This is a genomic window from Gillisella taibaishanensis, assembly GCF_001938985.1.
GTDB lineage: Bacteria > Pseudomonadota > Alphaproteobacteria > Rhizobiales > Rhizobiaceae > Allorhizobium > Allorhizobium taibaishanense.
This window is the reverse complement of sequence record NZ_MKIN01000020.1, coordinates 25,487-47,399: the sequence shown is the minus strand read 5'-3', so window position 1 is coordinate 47,399 and position 21,913 is coordinate 25,487. Positions and strand designations below refer to the sequence as shown.

Sequence of the window (21,913 nt, the reverse complement as noted above, 5' to 3'; positions counted from 1 at the left end):
GCACAGGAGACGACCGCAAGGAGTATTAATAGATTGTTAACCAGGCGCGCTTTATTCTAATATTATTCAGTGATTCGTATATGACCTGCTCGCTGATCGACATGCCCTAAGCCTTGGCGAGGGTCCGAGATCACGCGGACCGCTCTGGATAGTCGTTTTTCAAGCCTGTCGTTACCGCAGTGCCTGTCCCTGCTTTTGCGCGACATGTTTTATGGAAAGCGGACGGCTCTCCATTATGGCAGAGCAAGGACAAGCGATATCCCAGGCCGCATGAGCGGCTTTTCAGCACACCCTGCCTTTGAACCCAGGATTGCGCCGCCAGATTTCGATGTCTGGCCGATTGTCGAAGGGATATGCCATGCTGCCTCCCGTCCAAGCCTTGTCCCGCAGCGCGACGAGCTATCAGGACAGCGCCAACGACGCCACGCCGTCGGGAACGGCGGCCGTCGCTACTGACAGCGATGCCATGGTTCGGGTCGACCGGGAGGGCGGTTCGGCGATTGCCGGGCGAATCAACAATCTCCTTCTCAGTGGCCGTGAGGGCATGCAGACCAACCTGGCTGATATTGCGGACCTGGTTGGCGGCGCAATCGGCCTGACGCGAAATGACGGCGAGAGCGACGCAGCCTTTGCGCAACGCTTCGCCAACGCCCTCGGCACGCTCGACGATAGCCAGCGGATGCGCCTGCAAACGCAATTGAACCACGCGCTGAAGGGCTTGCAGCTCGACGTTCTCCTCCGGGTTCTACAAAATACCGATGGTCCCGAAGCAGCCCTGCTTTCGGCCTATATGGAGATACAGCGCAACAACGACGGTGACCTGAAGGCACGCACGGTCGTATCATCCTATAGCCAAAATGGCGCCAGCGCTTCGCCGCCGCTGCTCGCCCCGGTCCGGCCAACACCGGCACCGGTGGCAATTCAGGCGGCGGGCGCGAATGCGACACCGCATACCGAGAGCGCTCTGGGTGCAGCGATGGCGGATGAGGCCAGCGCGCCGGCGGCGGCAGTCGCTACTGTCGCAGCAAAAACCTCAGTCCCTGCAAGCCAGTCGCCACAAGTACCATCGGGATCGGCTACAAACCCCCAGTCTTCCGCTGCCTATCAAACCGAGGGTGACGGCACAGCCAGTGAGACCGCCCAAGCCGGAGCGTTTGCCAGCGAGACTACCGAAGCTCAAGTTGAGGCTCAAGACCAGTCCGCCATCCGACAAAGCCTAGCGGATACATCCCGGGCAGCAGCAAGTGCTGCCGTTATGGCAGGCCAGACAGAAGCGGTTCGGTCGCAGGAAATCGCGAGCATTGGAGCCGGTACCAACACCGTTGGCCCCCTTGATCAGGCAGACGAGAGCGCGATGGACGGTGCAGATGTTGGTCAGGCCCCTGGCGAGCTTGATCTGCCTGGTAAGGCGCCGGCCGGTTCGGATACGCCCGGCACTATCGTAGGCGCCAAGCAGACGGTCCCCAGTGCCGCTTCCCGAACTGCCTTGGCTGACGACGCGCTGCGGGCCGGTCTGAACACAGGTTCTGCAGCCACCGAGCCGGACCAGCCGACCGAAAGCACGACAATGCGGACGGCGAACCGGGCCTATGAAGTCATCACCGGCATGGCGTCTGGCAAGGAAGAGCCGGTAGCTCGTCCTCGGGGACGCGATGATGCCCTTGAACGGCTGTCGACAAGCGTTCTCGCTCTGAAGGGCTGGATGGAGATCGTCGTCGCAGGTCCCCACGCCGTGGCTGAGGCGGATAAGGCTGAGGAAAACGATCTTCTACGACAGATATTCTTCCAGGTGACGGAAGAACCAGAGCATTCAGGCGATGACTTGCTCGACAGAGCCAACACCGGTCAAACTTTGCGTCAAGCCATGCTTGGGACACCGGCCCCCGCGCGCCAGCAGACGAATGATGCGGTTCCTGCCAGCCGGATCAAGGCCGCTCCAGCGACGGGAAATCTGGCAAGCAACGAGGTAGCACGCGCCGGTGGTACACCTGCCAGCGAAGCCGAGGCGCAACTTGCAATCGCGCAGCAGGAGAAAATTGTCCGCGAGCCGGCCGTCCTGTCACTGACCGGGGCTCAGGCCATGGCCCATGCTATCCCGGTTCAGGTGCCGCAATTCGTCCCCTTGCCGATCGTCAGCTATCTCGCCATGCAGGATGAGGCAGACGCTAACAAGACCGAATCCGTCGATGCCGTCGAGGCTCTGAACGAAGACGATCCGCATCAGGGCAATAGCGGTCAGCAGAACCGGGAGAGAGGCGAGGACAAGCCTCCAGAGGAGGCCGAAGACGATGCGGACGCACTGTCAAGCGACCATGGGACTCATGGCGCCATCAGCAACGACGCCGACCTAGAGATGGAGTGGGACCACCGGCAAGAGCCTGCATCGGCCCCGACTGCATCAATCCTAACTCTCCCGGCACCCTCAGAGGAGGATTTCCAGGCGGAATCGCTTTATTGGCGGATAGCCGATCTGGCCTAGGACGATCTGAGACGTCAAAGCTGCTAACGTCGTTTTTCTTGACCGCCTCTGGCGACAGGACCATCACGCTCCAAGAAGCCAGGCCCAAAAGGTCACGGAGAGCACGCCGAGCGCCGTGGTTATGGTGATGGTCGAGGCGGCAAGGGCGTGGCCAACGCCGAAGCGATTGGCGATCAGCCAAGCATTGACGCCTGTTGGTACCGAAGAGGTGAGCACCAATGCCATGGTCCAGTCGGGCGGCAAGAGGAGGGCCTGGCAGGCAAGCCAGACGCAGGCGGGCATCAACATCAGCTTGAGGCCTGATGTGACGCTGGCAATTCCAACATTGCCGGAGACGCGATATTTGGTAAGTGCCATGCCAAGCGAGATCAGGGCTGCCGGCCCCGCCATCGCGGAAATCTGAGCCAGAACCGTCTCGATCATTGGCGGAATCTGTAGCCCGCTGCCATGGATAACGAGCCCTACCGCCAGCCCGACGACCAGCGGATTGGTGACGAGGTTGCGACCGACCTGACGCAGGATATTGGCCATGCCGCGCATTTCAACGCCGCTTTCCCGTCGTTCGGCCTGTTCCATCAGCACCGTTCCAACCACCATCATCAGCGGCAGATGCACCGCCAGCAGAATGGACAGGGCGACGATGCCGTCATTGCCAAGCAGACGACTGACCAGCGGCAGTCCGATGAAGACGTTGTTGGCGAAGGCCGAGGACACACCTGCAAGCACGCCGATCCGCTGATCACGGCCGAAAACACGGGTAGCCATGAGATGGCCGATGGTCCAGGTCACGCCAACGCCCGCGAAATAGGCGACCCAGAGACGAAAGGGCGACGCGCCTTGGAAATCCGCCTGGGTAATCGTGTGCAACAGCAGCACCGGCACCGCGACCTTGAAAACGAACTCGCTCAGCGCATCGCCAATGTCAGCGTGCAAAAACCGGCTGCGCACCAGGCTCCAGCCGAGAAAGATCAGCAGGAAAATCGGCAGAACATCAGCGGTAATTTCCGTCATGAAGCAATCGTTTGCTGAACAATTAAAAGACAGGGTGCGGTCCGCCGGACGGCGATCCTGCAGCAAGGGGCCAAAGGACGATCAGACAAGGCCGGATGCCTTGACCTGCTTGAATCGCGCCTCGAATTCGTGGCGCAGGGCCCGGCGTTCGCGTGCGGCTTTTTCCCTGCGGATTTTGGTTTCGCTCTGGGGACAGAGCGGCGGAACGGTGGTTGGCTTGCCCTCGGCATCGACGGCGACCATGGTGAAATAGCAGGAATTGGTGTGGCGGCGCTCACCGGTGCGGATTTCCTCGGCTTCCACCCGAATGCCGATTTCCATCGAGGTCCGCCCGGCATAGTTGACGCAAGCGCGAAAAGTGACGAGTTCGCCGACATGGATCGGCTGGCGGAATACGACCTGATCGACCGACAGCGTCACAGCATATTGCTGCGAAAAGCGCGAGGCGCAGGAATAGGCGACGCGGTCGAGCAGGTTCAACAGCGCACCGCCATGCACCTTGCCGGAAAAATTCGCCATATCAGGCGTCATCAGCACCACCATTTCAAGCTCGCTGGGGTCGTGGGCTCGGTCCATTGCCTGTCCTTTACGTAAAATCGATCCTTCATTCGGGTGTAGCCGCAGGTGCCGTACAGCGGAAGCAAAAAAGCCACTTTGCAATCTGCACGCACCGGACGGATGTCGCCATGCAGCCGTCAGAGCTTAAAGCACCCGTGCCGGGATCAAGCCCCCCAGTTTTCCAGAAGACCTAGCCCCTCGCGGAGCGTTTGGGCGGCGAGATCAGCATCGGCAGCCTCGACATAGCAGCGCATTTCCGGCGCGTTGCCTGAGGGACGGAAATGGATAACTTGTCCATCCTCAAGCGTAACCCGCAATCCGTCGATATCAGTGATCGCGCGCACTTCGCCAACAGGCGCCAGGAAGGCGGCAAGTTGCTCACGATCGGCGCGCAGATGCGCCATCAGCGCACTGCTCTTCTCGAGCGGATAATTTTCAAGCCGGTCGGAGAGGGCGACAGGCAAGGCATGCTCCGCCACGACTGTAGACATCGGTCGGCCAGCGGCGGCGGCGTCAAGCGCCGCCAGAATCGGCAACAGACAATCCCGGGTCGGCAAGGCTGCGAGCGTCCGGCCACCAATAGCGACATCCGAGCCCAGCATGAAACCACCATTGGCCTCGAAACCGACGACCGCAGTTTTGCCCTCGGAAAGGGCCGCATTCATCGCAGCAATCACATAGGGAGATCCGACCTTGGTGCGCCTGACATCCAGGCCGCTTGCCGCCTCAAGGCCTGAATTCGACGTGACGGGCGTGACGATCACGTCCGCGCCCAGCAGTTTGGCAACGATAAGCCCGAGGAGATCGCCGCGCAGCGGTGATCCGGTCTCATCCGCCACCAGCGGGCGATCGGCATCGCCATCGGTGGAAACGATCGCATCCAGACGGTGCTCCCGTGTCCAAGCTGCAAGCATCTGCGCAGTCTCCGGCGCAACCGCCTCTGTATCGACAGGCACAAAACGTTCCGAGCGCCCAAGCGGCACGGTCTCGGCGCCGTAATGGTCGAGGATCGTCACCAGTAGATCGCGCGCAACGCTGCTGTGCTGGTAGACACCGATCCGCAGCCCGGCGAGCCGGCCCGGTGCCAGCAGGGCCTTGTTGCGGGCGAGAAACAGGGCAGTAGCCTCCGCGCTGCGGTCTTCGCAACTGGCATGTTCGACGCTATTGGCGCTTTCATCCGTGACAAGAGCCGCCGCAAAGCCAGTGATCGCTTCTTCATCAGCTTTGTCGATTTCACCATCCGGCCGATAGAACTTGATGCCGTTGCGGTCTGCTGGAATATGAGAGCCGGTGACCATCATGGAGGCGGCGCCGATGCGGCTGCCATAGAGCGCCAAGGCCGGGGTCGGAATGGCGCCACAGTCGACGGGATGGAAACCTTCGCGTTTAAGCGCGGCCATGCAGGTCGCTGCAATCTCAGGACTGGAGGGGCGAAAATCCTGGCCAATCAGTACGATTGACCCGGCCTCAGCATTAATTTTGGCTTTGAGGAACCGGGCGAAGGCCGTGGCGTAGAGAGCAGAGACGCTGCCCACCAGATCAACCGACAGGCCGCGCAAGCCGCTGGTGCCAAATTTTACCGCCATATGTCGAAAGCCTCCGTCGTGCCCTGCAGCCAAGCCCGTCGCCGATGGGTGAATGCTACCAGGCTCTGATCCATCAGGACTGTTTAAACGAATTCACAGCAGGGAAAAGAGCCGCTGCATACGCGTGCGCCAAATGTATCGACACCTTGACCGGATTAACGTTGTGCAGCAGGGGCCAAAACGCAAAAGAGCCCGACGCGGGAGGAGGATGCGTCGGGCTCTTGAACTTGATCGGCAATTGGGAGGAGGAGTATCGCCGATCCCCTCGAAGCAACACTGGGAGGAGGAGTGCGTCGCTTCGATGAAGTTAAATATAGGGGATTCGGAGAAAATGAACATCATTAATAGTGCATCGCAGCAATGAATTTGGCGCATAGCTTATGGCGTGCACATTGCGGAAACACTGCTTTATCGGCCAGTTCGATCTTGTCTAACAGCGTCACATCGAATCACGTGACCCGATTCGGTTATAATTTGTGCAGTGGATTGTTGCGTAACGCATATCCGTCGAAGGCCTAAGGCACCACACGTGCTTGAACATGGCTTCAATATCCATTGAAAAGCCCTTCCTTTTGAAGGTGATCGTTCGGACGCACCCAAAATCCGGCATAGGACACTTATTATCTTCCCGATATATAAACGGACTTCATGCCCCCAATCGATAAGCGAAGCCGTGCCATGCCATCCAAGCCCAACATCCTGCTGATTACCGCTGACCAGTGGCGCGGAGACTGTCTATCCGCCACCGGACACCCGGTCGTTAAAACCCCAAATGTGGATGCATTGGCTGCTGAAGGCCTGCTGTTTCGCCAGCATTTTGCGGCTACGGCACCGTGTTCGCCGGCGCGGGCGGCGATCTACACTGGCCTCTACCAGATGAACAATCGGGTCTGCCGCAACGGCACGCCTTTGGACGCACGATTTGACACGATTGCGCTCGCCGCCCGCCGGGCCGGTTATGACCCAACTCTGTTTGGCTACACGGACGTTTCACCCGATCCGCGCAGCCTTGATCCCGCCGATCCGCATCTGACCAGTTATGAAGGTGTATTGCCGGGCTTTACCGTCGGCCAATTACTCCTGGAAGACGACCGGCAATGGCTGAGTTGGCTGAAAATGAAACGCGGCGGCAAACGGCCGGTCACGACCATTCACAGGACTTCGCAAGAGGGCCCGACAGGGCCAAGCCAGGAGCCGCCGGCCTACAGCGGCGAGGAAACCCAGACCGCCTTTTTGACCGAAGCTTTTCTCAACTGGCGCGAGGAGCAGACGCGGCCGTGGTTCGCGCATATTTCCTTTCTGCGCCCGCATCCGCCCTTCTGTGCTCCTGAACCATATAATAGAATGTTTGCGCCCGGTGAGGGTCCAAAGCCTAATCGCCATCCATCGCTCGAGGCCGAGATGGCCGTGCATCCGCTGGCGGCGCTGATGTTGCCGATGCTGCCGCAATCCGCCTTCGTCGCTGGTGCCGAGGGCCGGGTCTGCGACTGGACACCTGACGAGATCGACATCATCCGCGCCACCTATTATGGCATGATCGCCGAGGTCGATGCGCAATTCGGCCGGATCGTTACGGCCCTGAAGGAAAGTGGGGACTGGGACCGGACCGTGATCGTCTTCACGTCGGATCATGCTGAAATGCTGGGCGACCACTGGATGCTCGGCAAGGGTGGCGTCTACGACGGCAGCTACCATGTGCCTCTTGTGATCCGCGACCCGCAGGCAAAGCTTAGCCACGGCAGGACTGTCGAGGCCTTTACCAGTGCCACAGACCTGATGCCAACCCTGACGGAGCGGATGGGCGTGACCGCGCTCAACCACCAGGATGGCGCCTCATTGGCGCCGTGGCTGGCCGGAGAGACGCCCGCTGACTGGCGAGATCATGCCTTTTTCGAATTTGATTTCCGCGATGTGGTCGGCAACAGCGTCGAGACGGCGTTTGGGCTGAAATCCAGCCAGTGCAATCTCTCCGTCATCCGCGATCAGAACTTCAAATATGTACATTTTGCCGGTCTGCCGCCGCTTTTGTTCGATCTCAAGGCCGACCCGGGCGAACTCGTCAATCTTGCCGAAGACCCTGCCTATCTCTCGACCCGGCTGCACTATGCCGAAAAACTGCTGTCGTTGCGGGCCGAGCATCTGGACCAGACCCTGGCCTATACCGAACTTTGCGATACCGGGCCGGTCAGCAATCCGAAACTGTGATGCGATGATTTAAGACCCAAGGGCCATAGCCGGTATCGCTGACGGCAGGTTTCCTGCTATAGGCGGCGCCAAGGTTAAAGACAGAGCAGGAGACAGGCATGGCTTCCACCATTCGCTATCACGAAGGCGACATCAGCAGTGAAGATGCAGCGCGCTACACCCGCGCCATCGCCATCGACACCGAAACCCTCGGGCTGATCCCGCGCCGCGATCGGCTCTGCGTTGTGCAGCTATCGCCGGGCGACGGCACGGCAGACGTTATTCGCATCGCACCCGGCCAGCGCCAGGCGCCGAACCTCACCGCCATGCTGGAAGACCCGATCCGCGAGAAGATCTTTCACTACGGCCGCTTCGACATCGCCGTGCTGTTTCACACCTTCGGCGTCACCTCGGCACCGGTTTTCTGCACCAAGATCGCGTCACGGCTGGTTCGCACCTATACGGATCGTCACGGCCTGAAGGACAATCTCAAGGAAATGCTCGATGTTGACGTGTCGAAGGCGCAGCAGTCCTCGGATTGGGCCGCGGAAACCCTGTCTCCGGCGCAGCTCGAATATGCCGCGTCCGACGTGCTCTATCTGCATGCACTGCGCGACAAGCTGACGGCGCGACTGGCGCGCGATGGGCGCATGGATCATGCCGCCGCCTGCTTCGCATTCCTGCCGACCCGCGCCAAGCTCGACCTGCTCGGCTGGGAAGAGACCGACATCTTCGCCCATAGCTGAGAGAGCGGCCTCAGCTTGACTGAAAAAGGCGGAAAACCTCCCGGTTTTCCGCCTTTCTTTTAAACTCAATCTGAAGCGAAGGTCTATTCGTCGCTCATCTTCAGGGCCGCGATGAAGGCTTCCTGCGGAATCTCGACCTTGCCGAACTGGCGCATGCGCTTCTTACCGGCCTTCTGCTTGTCCAGCAGCTTGCGCTTACGGCTGGCGTCGCCGCCGTAGCACTTGGCGGTAACGTCCTTGCGCAGCGCCGAAATGGTTTCGCGGGCAATGACATTGCTGCCGATGGCGGCCTGGATCGGGATCTTGAACATGTGCTTCGGGATCAGGTCCTTCAGCTTCTCGCACATATCGCGGCCACGCTTTTCGGCGGCCATGCGATGGACCATCATCGACAGGGCATCGACCGGCTCACCGTTGACGAGGATCGACATCTTGACGAGATTGCCTTCCTTATGTCCGTCCAAATGGTAGTCGAACGAGGCGTAGCCCTTGGAAATCGACTTCAACCGGTCATAGAAATCGAATACGACTTCGTTGAGCGGCAGTTCATAGGTCAGCATCGCACGCTTGCCGACATAGGTCAGCTCGGTCTGGATGCCGCGCCGGTCCTGGCAAAGCTTGAGGATACCGCCGAGATAATCGTCTGGCGTCAGGATCGTCGCCTTGATCCAGGGCTCGTGGATCTCGGAGATCTTCACCACATCGGGCATGTCGGCCGGATTGTGCAGTTCGCGCTCGCTGCCATCGGTCATGAACAGCTTGTAGACAACAGAAGGAGCCGTCGCGATCAGATCGAGATCGAATTCGCGCTCCAGCCGTTCCTGGATGATTTCCAGGTGCAACAGGCCGAGGAAGCCGCAGCGGAAGCCGAAGCCCAGCGCCGCCGAGCTTTCCATCTCAAAAGAGAAGCTCGCATCGTTGAGGCGCAGCTTGCCCATGGCAGCGCGCAGATCTTCGAAATCCGCGGCATCGACCGGGAAGAGGCCGCAGAACACCACCGGTTGGGCCGGCTTGAAGCCGGGCAGCATTGTCTCGGTAGGGCGCTTGTCTTCGGTAATGGTATCGCCGACGCGGGTATCCGCCACTTCCTTGATCGAGCCGGTGAAAAAGCCGATCTCGCCAGGGCCGAGACTGTCCATCGCGACCATTTTCGGCGTCAGCACACCAACGCGCTCCACCTGATATTTGGCGTCCGTGCCCATCATGCGGATGGTCTGGCCCTTGGTCAGCACGCCGTCGATGACGCGGACCAGAACCATGACGCCGAGATAGGTATCGTACCAGCTATCGACCAGCAGCGCCTTCAGCGGGCCTTTGTCGCCCAGCGGGCTTTTCGGCGCCGGCAGCTTGTGGACAATGGCCTCGAGCACATCGGGAATGCCGAGTCCGGTCTTTGCCGAGATCAGCACGGCTTCAGAGGCGTCGATGCCGATGACTTCCTCGATCTGCTCCTTGATCCGGTCCGGCTCTGCGGCGGGCAGGTCGATCTTGTTGAGAACCGTGACGATCTCGTGGTTGTTGTCGATGGCCTGATAGACATTGGCAAGGGTCTGGGCTTCGACGCCCTGACTCGCATCGACCACCAGCAGCGAGCCTTCGCAGGCGCTGAGCGAGCGCGACACTTCGTAGGCGAAGTCGACGTGACCGGGCGTATCGATCAGGTTCAGCACATAGGTTTCGCCATTATTGGCCTTGTAGTGCAGACGCACCGTCTGGGCCTTGATGGTGATGCCGCGCTCACGCTCGATATCCATGCTGTCGAGCACCTGCTCAGACATTTCCCGTTCTGCAAGGCCGCCGGTATTCTGGATCAGGCGGTCGGCCAGCGTCGATTTTCCATGGTCGATATGGGCGACGATGGAAAAGTTGCGGATATGGTCGAGAGGCGTGCGGTTCTGTGTGCTCATGGCCTGCGCATATAGCAGTGCGCCCGCATGCCGCAAAGCGGAAATGCGGGGCATTTGAAGGATAATTTAACCCCGCGAACGGGTGAAATCAGCGCTGCGGCTGTTGGTGGCCTTCTTCGCCGAGACCCGTCGCCACGACGGAGACGCGGAAGGTGCCGTCCAGTTCCTTGTCGAAGATCGCGCCGACGACGATATCGGCTTCGTCATAGACCTCATCGCGGATGCGGGTGGCAGCTTCGTCGACCTCGAACAGGGTCATGTCCATGCCGCCGGAGATGGAGATCAGCACGCCGCGCGCACCGCGCATCGACACTTCGTCCAGCAGCGGGTTGGCAATTGCCGCTTCTGCCGCCGTTATGGCGCGGCTGTCGCCGGTTGCCTCGCCCGTGCCCATCATTGCCCGGCCCATGCCCTTCATGACGGATTTCACGTCGGCGAAGTCGAGGTTGATCAGGCCTTCCTTGACGATCAGATCGGTGATGCAGGACACGCCCGAGAACAGAACCTTGTCGGCGATGACGAAGGCGTCAGCAAAGGTGGTCTTGGCATCGGCAATGCGAAACAGGTTCTGGTTCGGAATGACGATCACGGTATCGGCGGCCTCGCGCAGACGCTCGATGCCCTCTTCGGCAGCCATCATCCGGCGGCGGCCTTCGAAGCTGAAGGGCTTGGTAACGACGCCGACCGTGAGAATGCCGGCCTCGCGGGCCGCCCTGGCGATGACAGGAGCCGCACCCGTTCCGGTGCCCCCGCCCATGCCGGCGGTAACGAAGCACATATGGGTGCCAGCGAGATGATCCATCACCTCGTGCAGCGATTCTTCGGCCGCCATCCGTCCGGTTTCCGGCACGGAGCCGGCACCGAGACCTTCGGTCATTTCAGCGCCGAGCTGGATCAGGCGCGGGGCCTTGGACATGGTCAGCGCCTGGGCATCGGTATTGGCGGCAATGAAATCGACGCCTTGCAGGCCTTCGCTGATCATGTTGTTGACGGCGTTGCCGCCACCACCACCAACCCCGATGACGGTAATCTTCGGCCGCATTTCCTCGATTTGCGGTTTTCTGATCTCTATCACGTCTGTCTCCTTGGGGTTGTGCCCGACTCGTCCTGTCGTGCGAATCATACGCTCTCTTGGCACGCGAAAAAGGCCGGGAGTTGGGCGACTTGCAAGAGGCTTGTTGATAAAACATGATTTTGCCCGCCCCGGCACAGACAGAATGCGGCTTGACTCCAATAAAATATCTTTTAATTCTCCTATAATGGAATCAGACGACAAAGACCTTAATCTCATGATCGCCGCAAGGTTGAAAGCCGCCCGCAACGCAAGGGGCATGACGCTTGACCAACTGGCGCAATCATCAGGCGTCAGCCGGGCAATGATTTCGAAGATTGAACGAGCCGAAGCCAGCCCGACGGCGGCTCTGCTGGCGCGGCTCTGCGCAACACTCGGCCAGTCACTGTCGATGTTCTTCGCAAAGGCCGATGCCAGTGCGCCGCTGATGCGCAGGGCCGATCAGCCGGTCTGGCGCGACCCCCAAACCGGATATCTGCGCCGTGCAGTCTCCAGCCCCGGCACCGGTTCTCGGATCGACCTGGTGGAAGTGGAGCTTCCCGCCGGTGCCCTGGTGGAGTTTCCCACCCAACCCGTCCAGCGTGAACAATGGCAATATCTCTGGCTGTTTGACGGCTTGATCGAACTGACAGTCGGCGAAACAGTGTATCGGCTCGCGCCCGGCGATTGCCTTTATATGACCGTTGGTGACGTGCGCGCCTTCCGCAACCCGACTGACAGACCAGCTCGTTATGCCGTGATCATTGATCTCGGATGACATGCGCTACCGAGGAATCAACGATGCCCAATATCAAGGCCCTGACCGGTGACGAGTCTATCAAGGCAATTCCAGTCCTGGCAGACATTCTCTGCGACTGCGTTGAGGGTGGCGCCTCGGTGGGCTTCATGATGCCTTTTGACACGGCAACCGGCAGGCTCTTCTGGGAACGCGTCGCAAAGGCAGTGGAATCAGGCGACCTCCTGCTTCTGGTGGCCGAAGACCAGAACAAGATCGTCGGCACCGTCCAGGTCGGCCTGAAACAGCCACCCAACCAGCCACATCGCGCCGATATCAAGAAACTGCTGATCCATCGCAGCGCCCGCGGCAAAGGTCTGTCACGCCTGCTGATGGCGGCGGCAGAAACACATGCCGCGGCGGCCGGCAAATCACTGCTGGTGCTGGACACCGCAAGTGGCGAACCAGCCGAGGCGATCTACGAAAGGCTCGGCTGGACCCGCGCTGGCCTGGTGCCCGATTATGCGCTGTTTCCGGATGGCCGCTTCTGCGATACGACGATTTTCTATAAAAGGGTCTCTGCCACCAGATAAACCAGCGGCCGTGCCTTCTTTTAGGATCTAAGATCGCCATGACAGACAAGCCGAAAATCACCATTCTCTATTGCACCCAATGCAACTGGCTTTTGCGGGCGGCCTGGATGGCGCAGGAATTGTTGCAGACCTTCGGCGACAGTCTGGGTGAAGTTGGGCTGATTCCCGGCACCGGCGGCAATTTTGAGATCCGCATCAATGGCGATCTGATCTGGGAGCGCAAGCGCGATGGCGGCTTTCCCGGGCCGAAGGAGTTGAAGCAGAAGGTGCGCGACGTGATCGAGCCTGAACGGGACCTGGGCCATGTCGACCGCTCCCATCCTGCAAACGAAAAGGGCGAGGATTGACCTCGCCCGCTCGTCATCAATGAGGTCGAAGAGCCTCAGAAGGGCAGCTTGAAGCCGGGCGGAATCGGCAGGCCAGCGGTCATGTCCTTGGTCTTTTCAGCGGCGATGGCCTCAGCCTTATCCTTAGCATCCTTGTGAGCGGCGACGATCAGGTCTTCGAGTATTTCGACATCGTCTTCCTTGAAAAGCGACGGGTCGATCTTCAGGCCCTTCAATTCGCCCTTGCCGGTCATGGTCACGGTCACCAGTCCGCCACCGGACTTGCCCTCGACCTGAAGCGATGCAATCTCCTCCTGCATCTTCTCCATTTTGGCCTGCATTTCCTTGACCTTGCCCATCATGCCCATGATGTCGCGCATCGTCTGTCACTCCTGTTTATACAGCAATCTATCAAAATTCGATGTCGTCGCCCGGCAGGATGTCGCCTTCGGCCGATTCGGCCACGGCTGGCGCCGGCAGAACGTCGTCCTCTTCCTCGGCGACAGTACGGATACGCACATCCATGATCTTGGCACCGGGGAAACGCGAGAGGATCGCCATGACATCGGGATCAGCAGCGGCATCGGTCATCCGCGCTTCGTGATCGCTCTTTTCCTGCTCGGCCAGCGTCTTCGCGCCCGGCTCGCGGCTGAGGATCACCATCCAGCGGATTTCGGTCCATTCCTCCAGCCGCTTCTGCAGATCGGCGACCAGGGATTTCGGAGCTTCTGGAGGAAGGTTGATTTCGAGCCGGCCGTTTTCGAGCTTGACCAGCCGCACATAGGCGCGGGTCAGCGCCTTCAGCTTCGGATCGCGGTTCGCTGTGCAGAGATTGACGATATCCTCCAGCGACCGGACCGGAACCTTTGGCTCTGGCACGTTAGGCTGAATCTCGGGTTTAACGTCAGGCCGTACCGCCATTTCAGGCGACGCATCAGCCTTGGGCACCACCTGCAAATGCGCGGTCGGCTGCGGCTGGCTCATTGCGCGCGGGGCCGGATCGCTGGACGCCCGCGCTACCGCCTGGCCGCCATAGCTGCCGGAGGCACCACCACCATTACCGCCGCTATGACCGCCGCGCGAACCTGCACCTTGGGGCGCTCCGCCGCTATCCTGCGCCATATCCAGCAGCCGACGGGCCGCCTCTTCCGGCGAGGGAAGATGCGCCGCATGAGCAAGCCGGATCAGCACCATTTCGGCGGCACCAGCCTGGCGAGCGGCATTTTCCACTTCGGGAATGCCCTTCAGAAGCATCTGCCAGATGCGCGACAACGTCGTTACCGCAACGCTTTCGGCGTAATCGGCACCACGGACGCGCTCGACTTCGCTCAGCGACGGATCGTTGCTGCCATTGGGTACATATTTCAGGCGGGTGACGAGATGGGTGAAATCGGCAAGGTCGGTCAGCACCACGCTCGGGCTGGCGCCGGCTTCATACTGGCTGTTGAACTCAGATAGGGCTTCGGCCACGTCGCCCTTGATGACATGGCCGAACAAATCGACCACCCGGGCGCGGTCGGCAAGGCCGAGCATGCCGCGCACGGCATCGGCCTCGACCCGGCCTGCGCCATGGGCAATCGCCTGGTCGAGCAGGGAAAGGCCGTCGCGGGCCGAGCCTTCGGCGGCACGGGCAATCATAGCCAGCGCCTCGCCTTCGGCCTCGATGCCTTCCTTGGACAGAATGGTCGAAAACAGCCCGACCAGATCGCCGGCGCTGATACGGCGCAGGTCGAAGCGCTGACAGCGCGACAGGACCGTGATCGGGACCTTGCGGATTTCAGTGGTGGCAAAGATGAATTTGACGTGCTCCGGCGGCTCTTCCAGCGTCTTCAGCAGTCCGTTGAAGGCTGCCGTCGAAAGCATATGCACTTCGTCGATGATATAGACTTTGTAGCGGGCCGAGACCGGGCGGTAGCGCACCTGCTCGATGATTTCCCTGATATCGTCGATGCCGGTATGGGAGGCGGCGTCCATTTCGATCACGTCGACGTGACGGCCCTCCATGATTGCCTGGCAATGCTCGCCGGGAATCTTGAGGTCGATGGTCGGGCGGTCGACTTCGGCGGTCTTGTAGTTCAAGGCGCGGGCGAGAATGCGCGCCGTCGTGGTCTTGCCCACCCCGCGCACGCCGGTCAGCATATAGGCTTGCGCGATGCGGCCGGTCTCAAACGCGTTGGTGAGGGTGCGGACCATCGGCTCCTGGCCGACCATCAGGTCCGTGAAATCCTTGGGGCGATATTTACGGGCGAGAACCCGATAGGCCGCTGCGGGTTGACCGGAGGCAGGCGCAGCATGGGCTGTGGGTTCCAGATCGGACATCGCGCGGCCAGTCTCCCCTGTGAGGGCGGAATACGGCCATGCTCGACAGGGACTGGCCATAAACAGAAGGGTGGGAGGCTGGCACGATGACCCGTGCCGCGCTCGTTAGGGCTGCTTCCTTCCGGACCTGACCCGGTTGGCGAGTGGCTCGTCCACCACCAACCTCCCGAGCGACATATCGGCAATTCCGACGGCAAATGCAAGCCAAGCGCCAAAAAAACTGTTAGAGCTTCGCCAAAACCGTCAGGAGGCTCCGAATTGACCACCTTCCGTCTTGATGAAAGATTGGCGCGCGATAGCCAGTCGATCCTTGAATTGCCGCTCTGCGATGTCAGGCTGTCGCGGGACAGCCGCTGGCCGTGGTTGATCCTTGTGCCCCGGCGCGCCGACGTGAGCGAGATTTTCGAGCTTTCCGAGGACGATCAGCTACAGCTGCTGCGCGAGCAGACCATGGTCAGCGTCGCCCTGAAAGGCGCCACCGACGCTGCGAAAATCAATGTCGCGGCCATTGGCAATATCGTGCGGCAACTCCATGTTCATGTCGTCGCGCGATTCGAAGGCGATCCCAATTGGCCGGGGCCGATCTGGGGCTTTGGGGCGCCGGAACCTTATACGGACGAGGCCTTTTCGGCCATGACACAGACGATTTTGGATGCATTGACATGAGCTATACCTCCTCCCTGTTCGACCAGAGCACGCCGCATCCGGAGGCAAGTGCCCTCACCGCCTTTGCCGGCAACGGGCTGGAACGCTATGCCGAGCATCGGTCCGATGAGAGCCTGCCGGAGGCCTTCAAGGCCGAGGGCATGCATGTGCTGGCCTTCGCCGGCAATCGCCTGCTGTTCAAGCATGAGGGACAGGTTCTCGACCCGCTGTTTGCGCCCTATGAGCTGACCGCCCTGGAGCCGGATCTTGATAATGCCGTGCTTCTTGGCCGGCGTCCCAGCGGCGAGCCGCGCATCGCCGTTTCCGTGACGATCGGCGAGGAGCAGCTTGCCAAGGGCTACAAAGCCCTGACCGCGCGCGAACTGTTTCGCGATCCCAACCTTGATGCCGAATTGGTTGGTGAGGCAGCCCAAGGGTTCAGCCTGCTGCATTGGGCCAGTGAAAACCGGTTTTGTGGCACCTGTAGCAAACCGATGGAGCCACGGCTGGGTGGCTACAAGCGCGAATGCCCGGCCTGCGGCCGCCAGGCCTTTCCACGTACCGATCCTGTGGTGATAATGATGGCGGTCGATGAGAAAAACGACCGTTGCCTGCTCGGTCGTGGAGCGCATTTTCCAGAAGGCATGTATTCGTGCCTGGCCGGCTTCATGGAGCCGGCCGAAACCATCGAGAATGCCGTGCGCCGCGAGACCTACGAGGAGTCGGCCATCACCATCGGCCGGGTTCGCTACCACGCCTCCCAGCCTTGGCCCGTACCGCACCAGCTGATGATCGGCTGCTATGCGGAGGCGCTGAGTTTCGACATCTCCCGAGACGAAAATGAATTGGCCGACTGCCGCTGGTTCAGCCGGGCCGAAGTCCAGGCGATGATCGACCTCGAGACTGAGACCGTCAAAGCTCCCGCCCCCGGCACCATCGCCCACCGGCTGATGAGCGATTGGCTCGATTGGGGCAAGGCTTCCTGAGCCTCTACCACTCCGCAGTCCGTTAGAGCATCGTGCCGAAAATCAGAGTCGGCGCGATGCTCTAACGTTTTGTTTGCGCATCGGATTATTCCGAAAACCAGTTCCCACTGTTCGGTCCAGTGCTTTAGCGCCGTTTACGCGGGAAGCGTGTGTCGCTATGGTGACCACGTGTAATCGTCATGGTCTGGTGGGAGGAGCCCCTGACCATGACGATCAGCGAAGCATAACAGGGAGGATTATCATGGTTTCAAGATCCATTGCCGTAACCACACGGCAGGCGGCGCGTCGATAGACCGACGCGCTTCGGCCTTTCGGCTGTCCGCTTTTCAGCACAAATCCATAGATTCAGGATCATATCGATGAAGTTTCTTAGTCTGGCGTCCTGCGCCGTTCTGATGGCATCCGTTGCCCATGCCCAAAACCAGCCCGTCATCATCACGCACTCCGCCCCGCTTCTGACTGTCGACGGGCTACGGTTCAGGGATTTGAACCGCAACGGCCGTCTCGACATCTACGAGGACTGGCGCCGCACCCCGGCAGAGCGGGCCAAGGATCTGGTGGGCCAGATGACCCTGACGGAAAAGGCCGGGTTGATGATGCATGGCACAGCGCCGGCCATATCCGCCGGAGCCGAGGCCGGTCAGGGGCGCGGCAGCGGTTACGATCTGGAGCGAATGAAGGGCCTGATCAACGATGCCAAGGTTGCCACCTACATCACCCGCCTCTCCTTGCCGCCCGAGCAATTGGCAGAGGAAAACAACAAGCTGCAGGACATTGCCGAGGCGAGCCGGCTCGGCATTCCGCTGACCATCAGCACCGACCCGCGCAATCATTTCCAATATGTGCTCGGCGCGTCGGCTCAGAACGGCGGCTTTTCCAAATGGCCGGAAAGCCTGGGCTTCGGTGCGCTTGACGATGCCAGGCTGACGCGCCGCTTTGCCGATATCGCCCGCCAGGAATATCTCGCCGTCGGCATCCAGCAGGCGCTGTCGCCGCAGATCGACCTTGCCAGTGAGCCGCGCTGGCCGCGCGCAACCGGCACCTTTGGCGAAGATGCGCAGATTTCCCGGAGGATGGCGCAGGCCTATGTCGCAGGCTTCCAGAATGGCACGACAGGGCTCAAACCCGGCAGCGTCAGCGCCGTTGCCAAGCATTGGGTCGGCTACGGCGCCACACCCAACGGTTTCGATGGGCACAATTCCTATGGCCGGCGCGTCGTGTTCAAGGGCAAGGATTTCGAGCAGCATGTCACGCCGTTCAAGGGCGCCTTTGCCGCCAAGGTGGCGGGCATCATGCCGACCTATTCGATCGTCGAAGGCGTGACGCTGGATGGCAAGCCGCTGGAACCGGTGGCGGCCGGCTACAGCAAGCAACTGCTGACGGATCTCTTGCGCAAGCGCTATAAATTCGATGGCGTCGTGGTCAGCGACTGGCTGATCACCAATGATTGCAAGAACGAGTGCCTTGATGGTGAAAAGCCCGGCGACACGCCGATCATCCGCCCGGACACCTTCGGCATGCCCTGGGGCGTCGAAGACCTGAGCCGCGAGGACCGCTTTGCCAAGGCTGTCAATGCCGGGATCGACCAGTTTGGTGGCGTCGCTAATTCAGACGTGCTGGTCAAGGCAGTCGAAGACAAGAAGATCGATGAAAAGCGCATTGATCAGTCCGCGCAGCGCCTGCTGGTCCAGAAATTCGAACAGGGCCTCTTCGAAAATCCCTATGCCGACCCGCAGAAGGCAAAGTCCATCGTCGGCAATGCAAAATTTATCGCCGAGGGCGAGAAGGCTCAGGCGAGAGCAATGGTTCTCTTGCAGAACAAGAGCAAGACACTCCCCATGAAGCCGGGCAAGAAGGTCTATCTTCTCAACGTCGATGCAGCCGTTGCCAAGAAGCGCGGCTATCAGGTGGTGGACAAGCCGGAAGAGGCCGATTTTGCGCTCGCGCGGCTGATGACGCCGTTCGAGCGGCTGCATCCCAACTATTTCTTCGGCGCACGCCAGGAAGAAGGTGACCTGTCCTTCAAACCGGGCAATGCCGATTACGACAAGCTGGTCGCGATCTCTGGCAAGACCAAGATCATCGCGACCATCTTCCTGTCGCGCCCGGCGATCCTGACCAATATCAAGGACAAGACAGCAGCGCTGATCGGCAATTTCGGCGCCAGCGACGACGCGCTGTTCAATGTCATCGAGGGCAAGGAAAAGGCGCGCGGCAAGCTGCCCTTTGAACTCCCCTCCTCCATGCAGGCGGTCGAGGCGCAGTCTCCGAGCACGCCGCATGATTCCAAGCAACCGCTCTACAAAATCGGCTACGGCATCAAATATTGAGATTAAAACAGCGAATGGTGGCTTCTTGCCGCCATTCGCTTGTCACGTTCTAATGTTTTCAAAAGGTTAGAATTTGCCGCGCATGGCATGCGCCTTGTAGACGCCGAGAATATGGACTTTTTCCGAGAAGAAGCGCAGCTCTTCCAGAGCCCGCTTCACCGGCGCGTCCTCAGGATGACCTTCGATATCGGCATAGAACTGGGTGGCGATGAATTTGCCGCCGATCTGGTAGCTTTCCAGCTTCGTCATGTTGACGCCATTGGTGGCAAAGCCTCCCATGGCCTTGTAAAGCGCTGCCGGAATGTTGCGGACATTGAAGACGAATGTGGTGATGAAATGCTCGTCATCGCTGGTGCGCTTCAGATCGACGGCGTCGCGCGACAAGACGACGAAGCGGGTGACGTTATCCTCGGAATCCTCGACATTTTCGGCAATGATGTCGAGGCCATAGAGCGAGGCGGCAAGCCGGGGCGCGAGCGCCGCCATGGAGCGGTCGCCCTTTTCCGAAACGAGCTTTGCAGCGCCAGCCGTATCGCCTGCCACCACCGCTTTCCAGCCATTGCTGCGGATGATCTTGCGGCATTGGCCAAGCGCGTGGATATGGCTATGCACGGTGCGGATTTCTTCGGCCTTCACACCTGGCATCACCATCAGCTGAAACCGAATCGGCATAAAATATTCGCCGATGATCTTCAGACGCGACAGCGGCAAAAGATAATGGATGTCGGCAACCCGGCCGGCCAGCGTATTTTCGATCGGGATCATCGCCAGATCGGCATCACCGTTTTCCAGAGCCGTAAATGCATCCTCGAAAGTTGGACACGGCAGCGGCTCCATGGACGAAAACATGTCACGGCAGGCCATATCGGAATTGGCGCCGAAATCGCCCTGGAAGGAAATCTTGTTGGTCAGCGTTGCCACGGCAGTTATCCTTGCTTTGCAGAGAGAATGACGCGGGCCTTTTCAAGGTCCGCAGCCGTATCGACGCCGAGCGGTACCGTCTCGACAATCTCGACATCGATGCGCATGCCGGCTTCCAGCGCCCGCAGCTGTTCAAGTGATTCGCGCTTTTCCAGGGTCGAGGGAGATAGCGCCACGAACCGCTCCAGGGCGGCCCTGCGATAGGCGTAGAGGCCGATATGGTGATAAAGCGGCCCCTTGCCATGAGGCGCGGTCGCGCGGGTAAAATAGAGCGCATGCAGCCGGTTTTCGGTCAGCGGCGAGCCAACCACCTTCACTACGTTCGGATTGGTCTTTTCCGCTTCGTCCTCGATCTCAACCGTCAGCGTCGCGATATCGACGGCCGGATCCTCCAGCGGCCGCAATGCGGCGCGGATGGTTGCGGGGTCGATGGTCGGCAGGTCGCCCTGCACATTTATGATGATCTCTGCCTCGCCCTGCGGGTCGATCTTCAGCAGTGCTTCATGGATGCGGTCCGAGCCGGACTGATGTTGCTCGCCGGTCATCACAGCCTCGAAACCGGCTGCGGTTACCGTGTCGAAGACATCGGGATGATCGACGGCAACGACGATCCGCCCGACATTGGCCTCAAGCGCGCGCTTGGCCACCTGCACGATCATCGGCAGGCCGGCAATGTCGGCCAGCGGCTTGCCCGGCAGGCGTGTAGAGGCCATGCGGGCGGGAATGAGAACCAGAGTTTTGGTGCCTGTCGGGTCGGACATCGGGATTCGCCTTTGAAAGCAAGGGGGGTAGGTGGCAAAACGTCTCAGGGCGGCGGAGCATAATCGGGTTGCAACTGTCAAGCAAAAGTCTTAGCCTTTTCATAGATGGAGGCTTGTCCGATTTCTACTGCGCGGACTGCATGGGGAGCGATAACCAATGAATTCCTACATGAATATGGGAGCAGGCGCACTGCTTGGCACGATCTTCGTGCTGATGTCGGTGTCCATTGCGTCGGAGGGGATTTTCCACGCACCAAAGCCTGAAAAGGAAGGCTATGCCATCGTGGCCGCCGAAGCGCCGGCTGCTGGCGGAGCCGAAGGGGCTGCTCCGGCCGCCGCCGAAAAGCCGATCGCCCAGCTGCTGGCATCGGCCGATGTGAAGGCTGGCGAAGCGATTTTCAAGAAATGCACGGCCTGTCATAACGCCGATAAGGGCGGTCCCAACAAGGTCGGACCGAACCTTTGGGGCGTCGTCGACCGGCCTGTCGCCAGCCACGAAGGCTTTGCCTATTCGGCTGGCATGAAGGATTTCTCCAAGGGCAGTTCTGAACACTGGACCTTCGAAAACCTCAACCACTTCCTGACCGCGCCGAAGAAATTCGTGCCTGGCACGGCCATGGGCTTTGCCGGCCTGCCGAAGGAAGAAGACCGTGCTAACCTCATCGTTTATCTGCACAATCAGTCCGACAGCCCGGTACCGCTGCCGACCAACTGATCGACCGGTCATTGCGAATCAGTGCTTGCTGCGCGTGATCGAGGCTGGAATGCTGGAGC

General features: G+C 60.2%; 19 protein-coding genes and 1 other RNA gene. 10 read left to right on the top strand and 10 right to left on the bottom strand.

Translation table 11 applies throughout. From position 1 onward, the window contains the following. Window positions 1-358 precede the first annotated feature (358 nt). Window positions 359-2,479, top strand: a complete 2,121-nt coding sequence (locus BJF91_RS05380) for a hypothetical protein (protein ID WP_139310591.1) — start codon at window positions 359-361, stop codon at window positions 2,477-2,479. 63 nt (window positions 2,480-2,542) lie between these two features. On the opposite strand, the gene BJF91_RS05375 is transcribed toward BJF91_RS05380, so the two are convergent. The 3 genes from BJF91_RS05375 to BJF91_RS05365 form a co-directional block, all read right to left on the bottom strand. Continuing rightward, window positions 2,543-3,490, bottom strand: coding sequence for an AEC family transporter (locus BJF91_RS05375; protein ID WP_075613472.1), 948 nt, complete (start codon window positions 3,488-3,490; stop codon window positions 2,543-2,545). Between the two features lie 81 nt (window positions 3,491-3,571). Continuing rightward, window positions 3,572-4,066, bottom strand: a complete 495-nt coding sequence (locus tag BJF91_RS05370) for an acyl-CoA thioesterase (protein WP_075613471.1) — start codon at window positions 4,064-4,066, stop codon at window positions 3,572-3,574. A gap of 146 nt (window positions 4,067-4,212) precedes the next feature. Then, window positions 4,213-5,634 (bottom strand): phosphomannomutase, encoded by a 1,422-nt coding sequence (locus BJF91_RS05365; RefSeq protein WP_075613470.1) that lies wholly within the window; start codon window positions 5,632-5,634, stop codon window positions 4,213-4,215. 678 nt (window positions 5,635-6,312) lie between these two features. Here BJF91_RS05365 and BJF91_RS05355 point away from each other — a divergent pair. Continuing rightward, a complete protein-coding gene (locus BJF91_RS05355; RefSeq protein WP_139310590.1) occupies window positions 6,313-7,839 on the top strand; it encodes an alkaline phosphatase family protein in 1,527 nt (508 codons plus the stop codon). A 98-nt stretch (window positions 7,840-7,937) separates the two neighbouring features. After that, window positions 7,938-8,564 (top strand): ribonuclease D, encoded by a 627-nt coding sequence (locus BJF91_RS05350; RefSeq protein ID WP_075613467.1) that lies wholly within the window; start codon window positions 7,938-7,940, stop codon window positions 8,562-8,564. 83 nt (window positions 8,565-8,647) lie between these two features. On the opposite strand, the gene lepA is transcribed toward BJF91_RS05350, so the two are convergent. Continuing rightward, window positions 8,648-10,471: a translation elongation factor 4 gene (gene lepA, locus BJF91_RS05345; protein WP_075613810.1), complete on the bottom strand. Its 1,824-nt coding sequence runs from the start codon at window positions 10,469-10,471 to the stop codon at window positions 8,648-8,650. Window positions 10,472-10,559: 88 nt separating this feature from the next. After that, window positions 10,560-11,546 carry a cell division protein FtsZ gene (gene ftsZ / locus BJF91_RS05340; protein ID WP_075613466.1) on the bottom strand — a complete coding sequence of 329 codons (987 nt, stop codon included), beginning with the start codon at window positions 11,544-11,546 and terminating at the stop codon, window positions 10,560-10,562. Window positions 11,547-11,760: 214 nt separating this feature from the next. On the opposite strand from ftsZ, the gene BJF91_RS05335 reads away from it, so the two are divergent. Genes BJF91_RS05335 through BJF91_RS05325 form a run of 3 tightly spaced genes read left to right on the top strand, consistent with a single transcriptional unit; the run spans window position 11,761 to window position 13,198 of the window. Then, on the top strand, window positions 11,761-12,300 hold the full coding sequence (locus tag BJF91_RS05335; protein WP_234801552.1) for a helix-turn-helix domain-containing protein: 540 nt from the start codon (window positions 11,761-11,763) through the stop codon (window positions 12,298-12,300). A 23-nt stretch (window positions 12,301-12,323) separates the two neighbouring features. Further along, complete coding sequence (locus BJF91_RS05330; RefSeq protein ID WP_075613464.1) at window positions 12,324-12,851, top strand: GNAT family N-acetyltransferase; 528 nt, start codon at window positions 12,324-12,326, stop codon at window positions 12,849-12,851. Window positions 12,852-12,889: 38 nt separating this feature from the next. After that, a complete protein-coding gene (locus tag BJF91_RS05325; protein WP_075613463.1) occupies window positions 12,890-13,198 on the top strand; it encodes a SelT/SelW/SelH family protein in 309 nt (102 codons plus the stop codon). Window positions 13,199-13,233: 35 nt separating this feature from the next. Here BJF91_RS05325 and BJF91_RS05320 read toward each other — a convergent pair whose 3' ends face one another. From BJF91_RS05320 to ffs, 3 genes are all read right to left on the bottom strand, one after another. Further along, the gene (locus BJF91_RS05320) at window positions 13,234-13,557 is read right to left on the bottom strand and encodes a YbaB/EbfC family nucleoid-associated protein (protein ID WP_012654590.1); all 324 of its coding nucleotides are present in this window, start codon (window positions 13,555-13,557) and stop codon (window positions 13,234-13,236) included. Window positions 13,558-13,588: 31 nt separating this feature from the next. After that, entirely contained in the window at window positions 13,589-15,496 is a 1,908-nt protein-coding gene (locus tag BJF91_RS05315; RefSeq protein WP_075613462.1) for a DNA polymerase III subunit gamma/tau, read from the bottom strand. A gap of 70 nt (window positions 15,497-15,566) precedes the next feature. Beyond that, an RNA gene (gene ffs, locus BJF91_RS05310) (signal recognition particle sRNA small type) lies at window positions 15,567-15,663 on the bottom strand. Between the two features lie 91 nt (window positions 15,664-15,754). On the opposite strand from ffs, the gene BJF91_RS05305 reads away from it, so the two are divergent. The 3 genes from BJF91_RS05305 to BJF91_RS05295 all read left to right on the top strand — a co-directional run bounded on the left by BJF91_RS05305 (window position 15,755) and on the right by BJF91_RS05295 (window position 19,457). Beyond that, window positions 15,755-16,162, top strand: a complete 408-nt coding sequence (locus tag BJF91_RS05305; RefSeq protein WP_075613461.1) for an HIT family protein — start codon at window positions 15,755-15,757, stop codon at window positions 16,160-16,162. Next, window positions 16,159-17,127: an NAD(+) diphosphatase gene (gene nudC, locus BJF91_RS05300; protein ID WP_075613460.1), complete on the top strand. Its 969-nt coding sequence runs from the start codon at window positions 16,159-16,161 to the stop codon at window positions 17,125-17,127. The genes BJF91_RS05305 and nudC overlap by 4 nt, the downstream gene beginning before the upstream one ends. 359 nt (window positions 17,128-17,486) lie before the next feature. Beyond that, window positions 17,487-19,457 carry a glycoside hydrolase family 3 protein gene (locus tag BJF91_RS05295; RefSeq protein WP_083943166.1) on the top strand — a complete coding sequence of 657 codons (1,971 nt, stop codon included), beginning with the start codon at window positions 17,487-17,489 and terminating at the stop codon, window positions 19,455-19,457. A gap of 66 nt (window positions 19,458-19,523) precedes the next feature. Here the strand turns inward: BJF91_RS05295 and BJF91_RS05290 are convergent, their stop codons facing one another. Together BJF91_RS05290 and BJF91_RS05285 are read right to left on the bottom strand one after the other, a co-directional pair. Continuing rightward, on the bottom strand, window positions 19,524-20,321 hold the full coding sequence (locus BJF91_RS05290) for a prephenate dehydratase (protein WP_234911382.1): 798 nt from the start codon (window positions 20,319-20,321) through the stop codon (window positions 19,524-19,526). 62 nt (window positions 20,322-20,383) lie between these two features. Continuing rightward, window positions 20,384-21,139, bottom strand: a complete 756-nt coding sequence (locus BJF91_RS05285) for a 3-deoxy-manno-octulosonate cytidylyltransferase (protein ID WP_075613457.1) — start codon at window positions 21,137-21,139, stop codon at window positions 20,384-20,386. A gap of 157 nt (window positions 21,140-21,296) precedes the next feature. Between BJF91_RS05285 and BJF91_RS05280 the strand changes: the two genes are divergently transcribed. Then, window positions 21,297-21,854 carry a c-type cytochrome gene (locus tag BJF91_RS05280; protein WP_075613456.1) on the top strand — a complete coding sequence of 186 codons (558 nt, stop codon included), beginning with the start codon at window positions 21,297-21,299 and terminating at the stop codon, window positions 21,852-21,854. The last annotated feature ends 59 nt before the right edge of the window (window positions 21,855-21,913 follow it).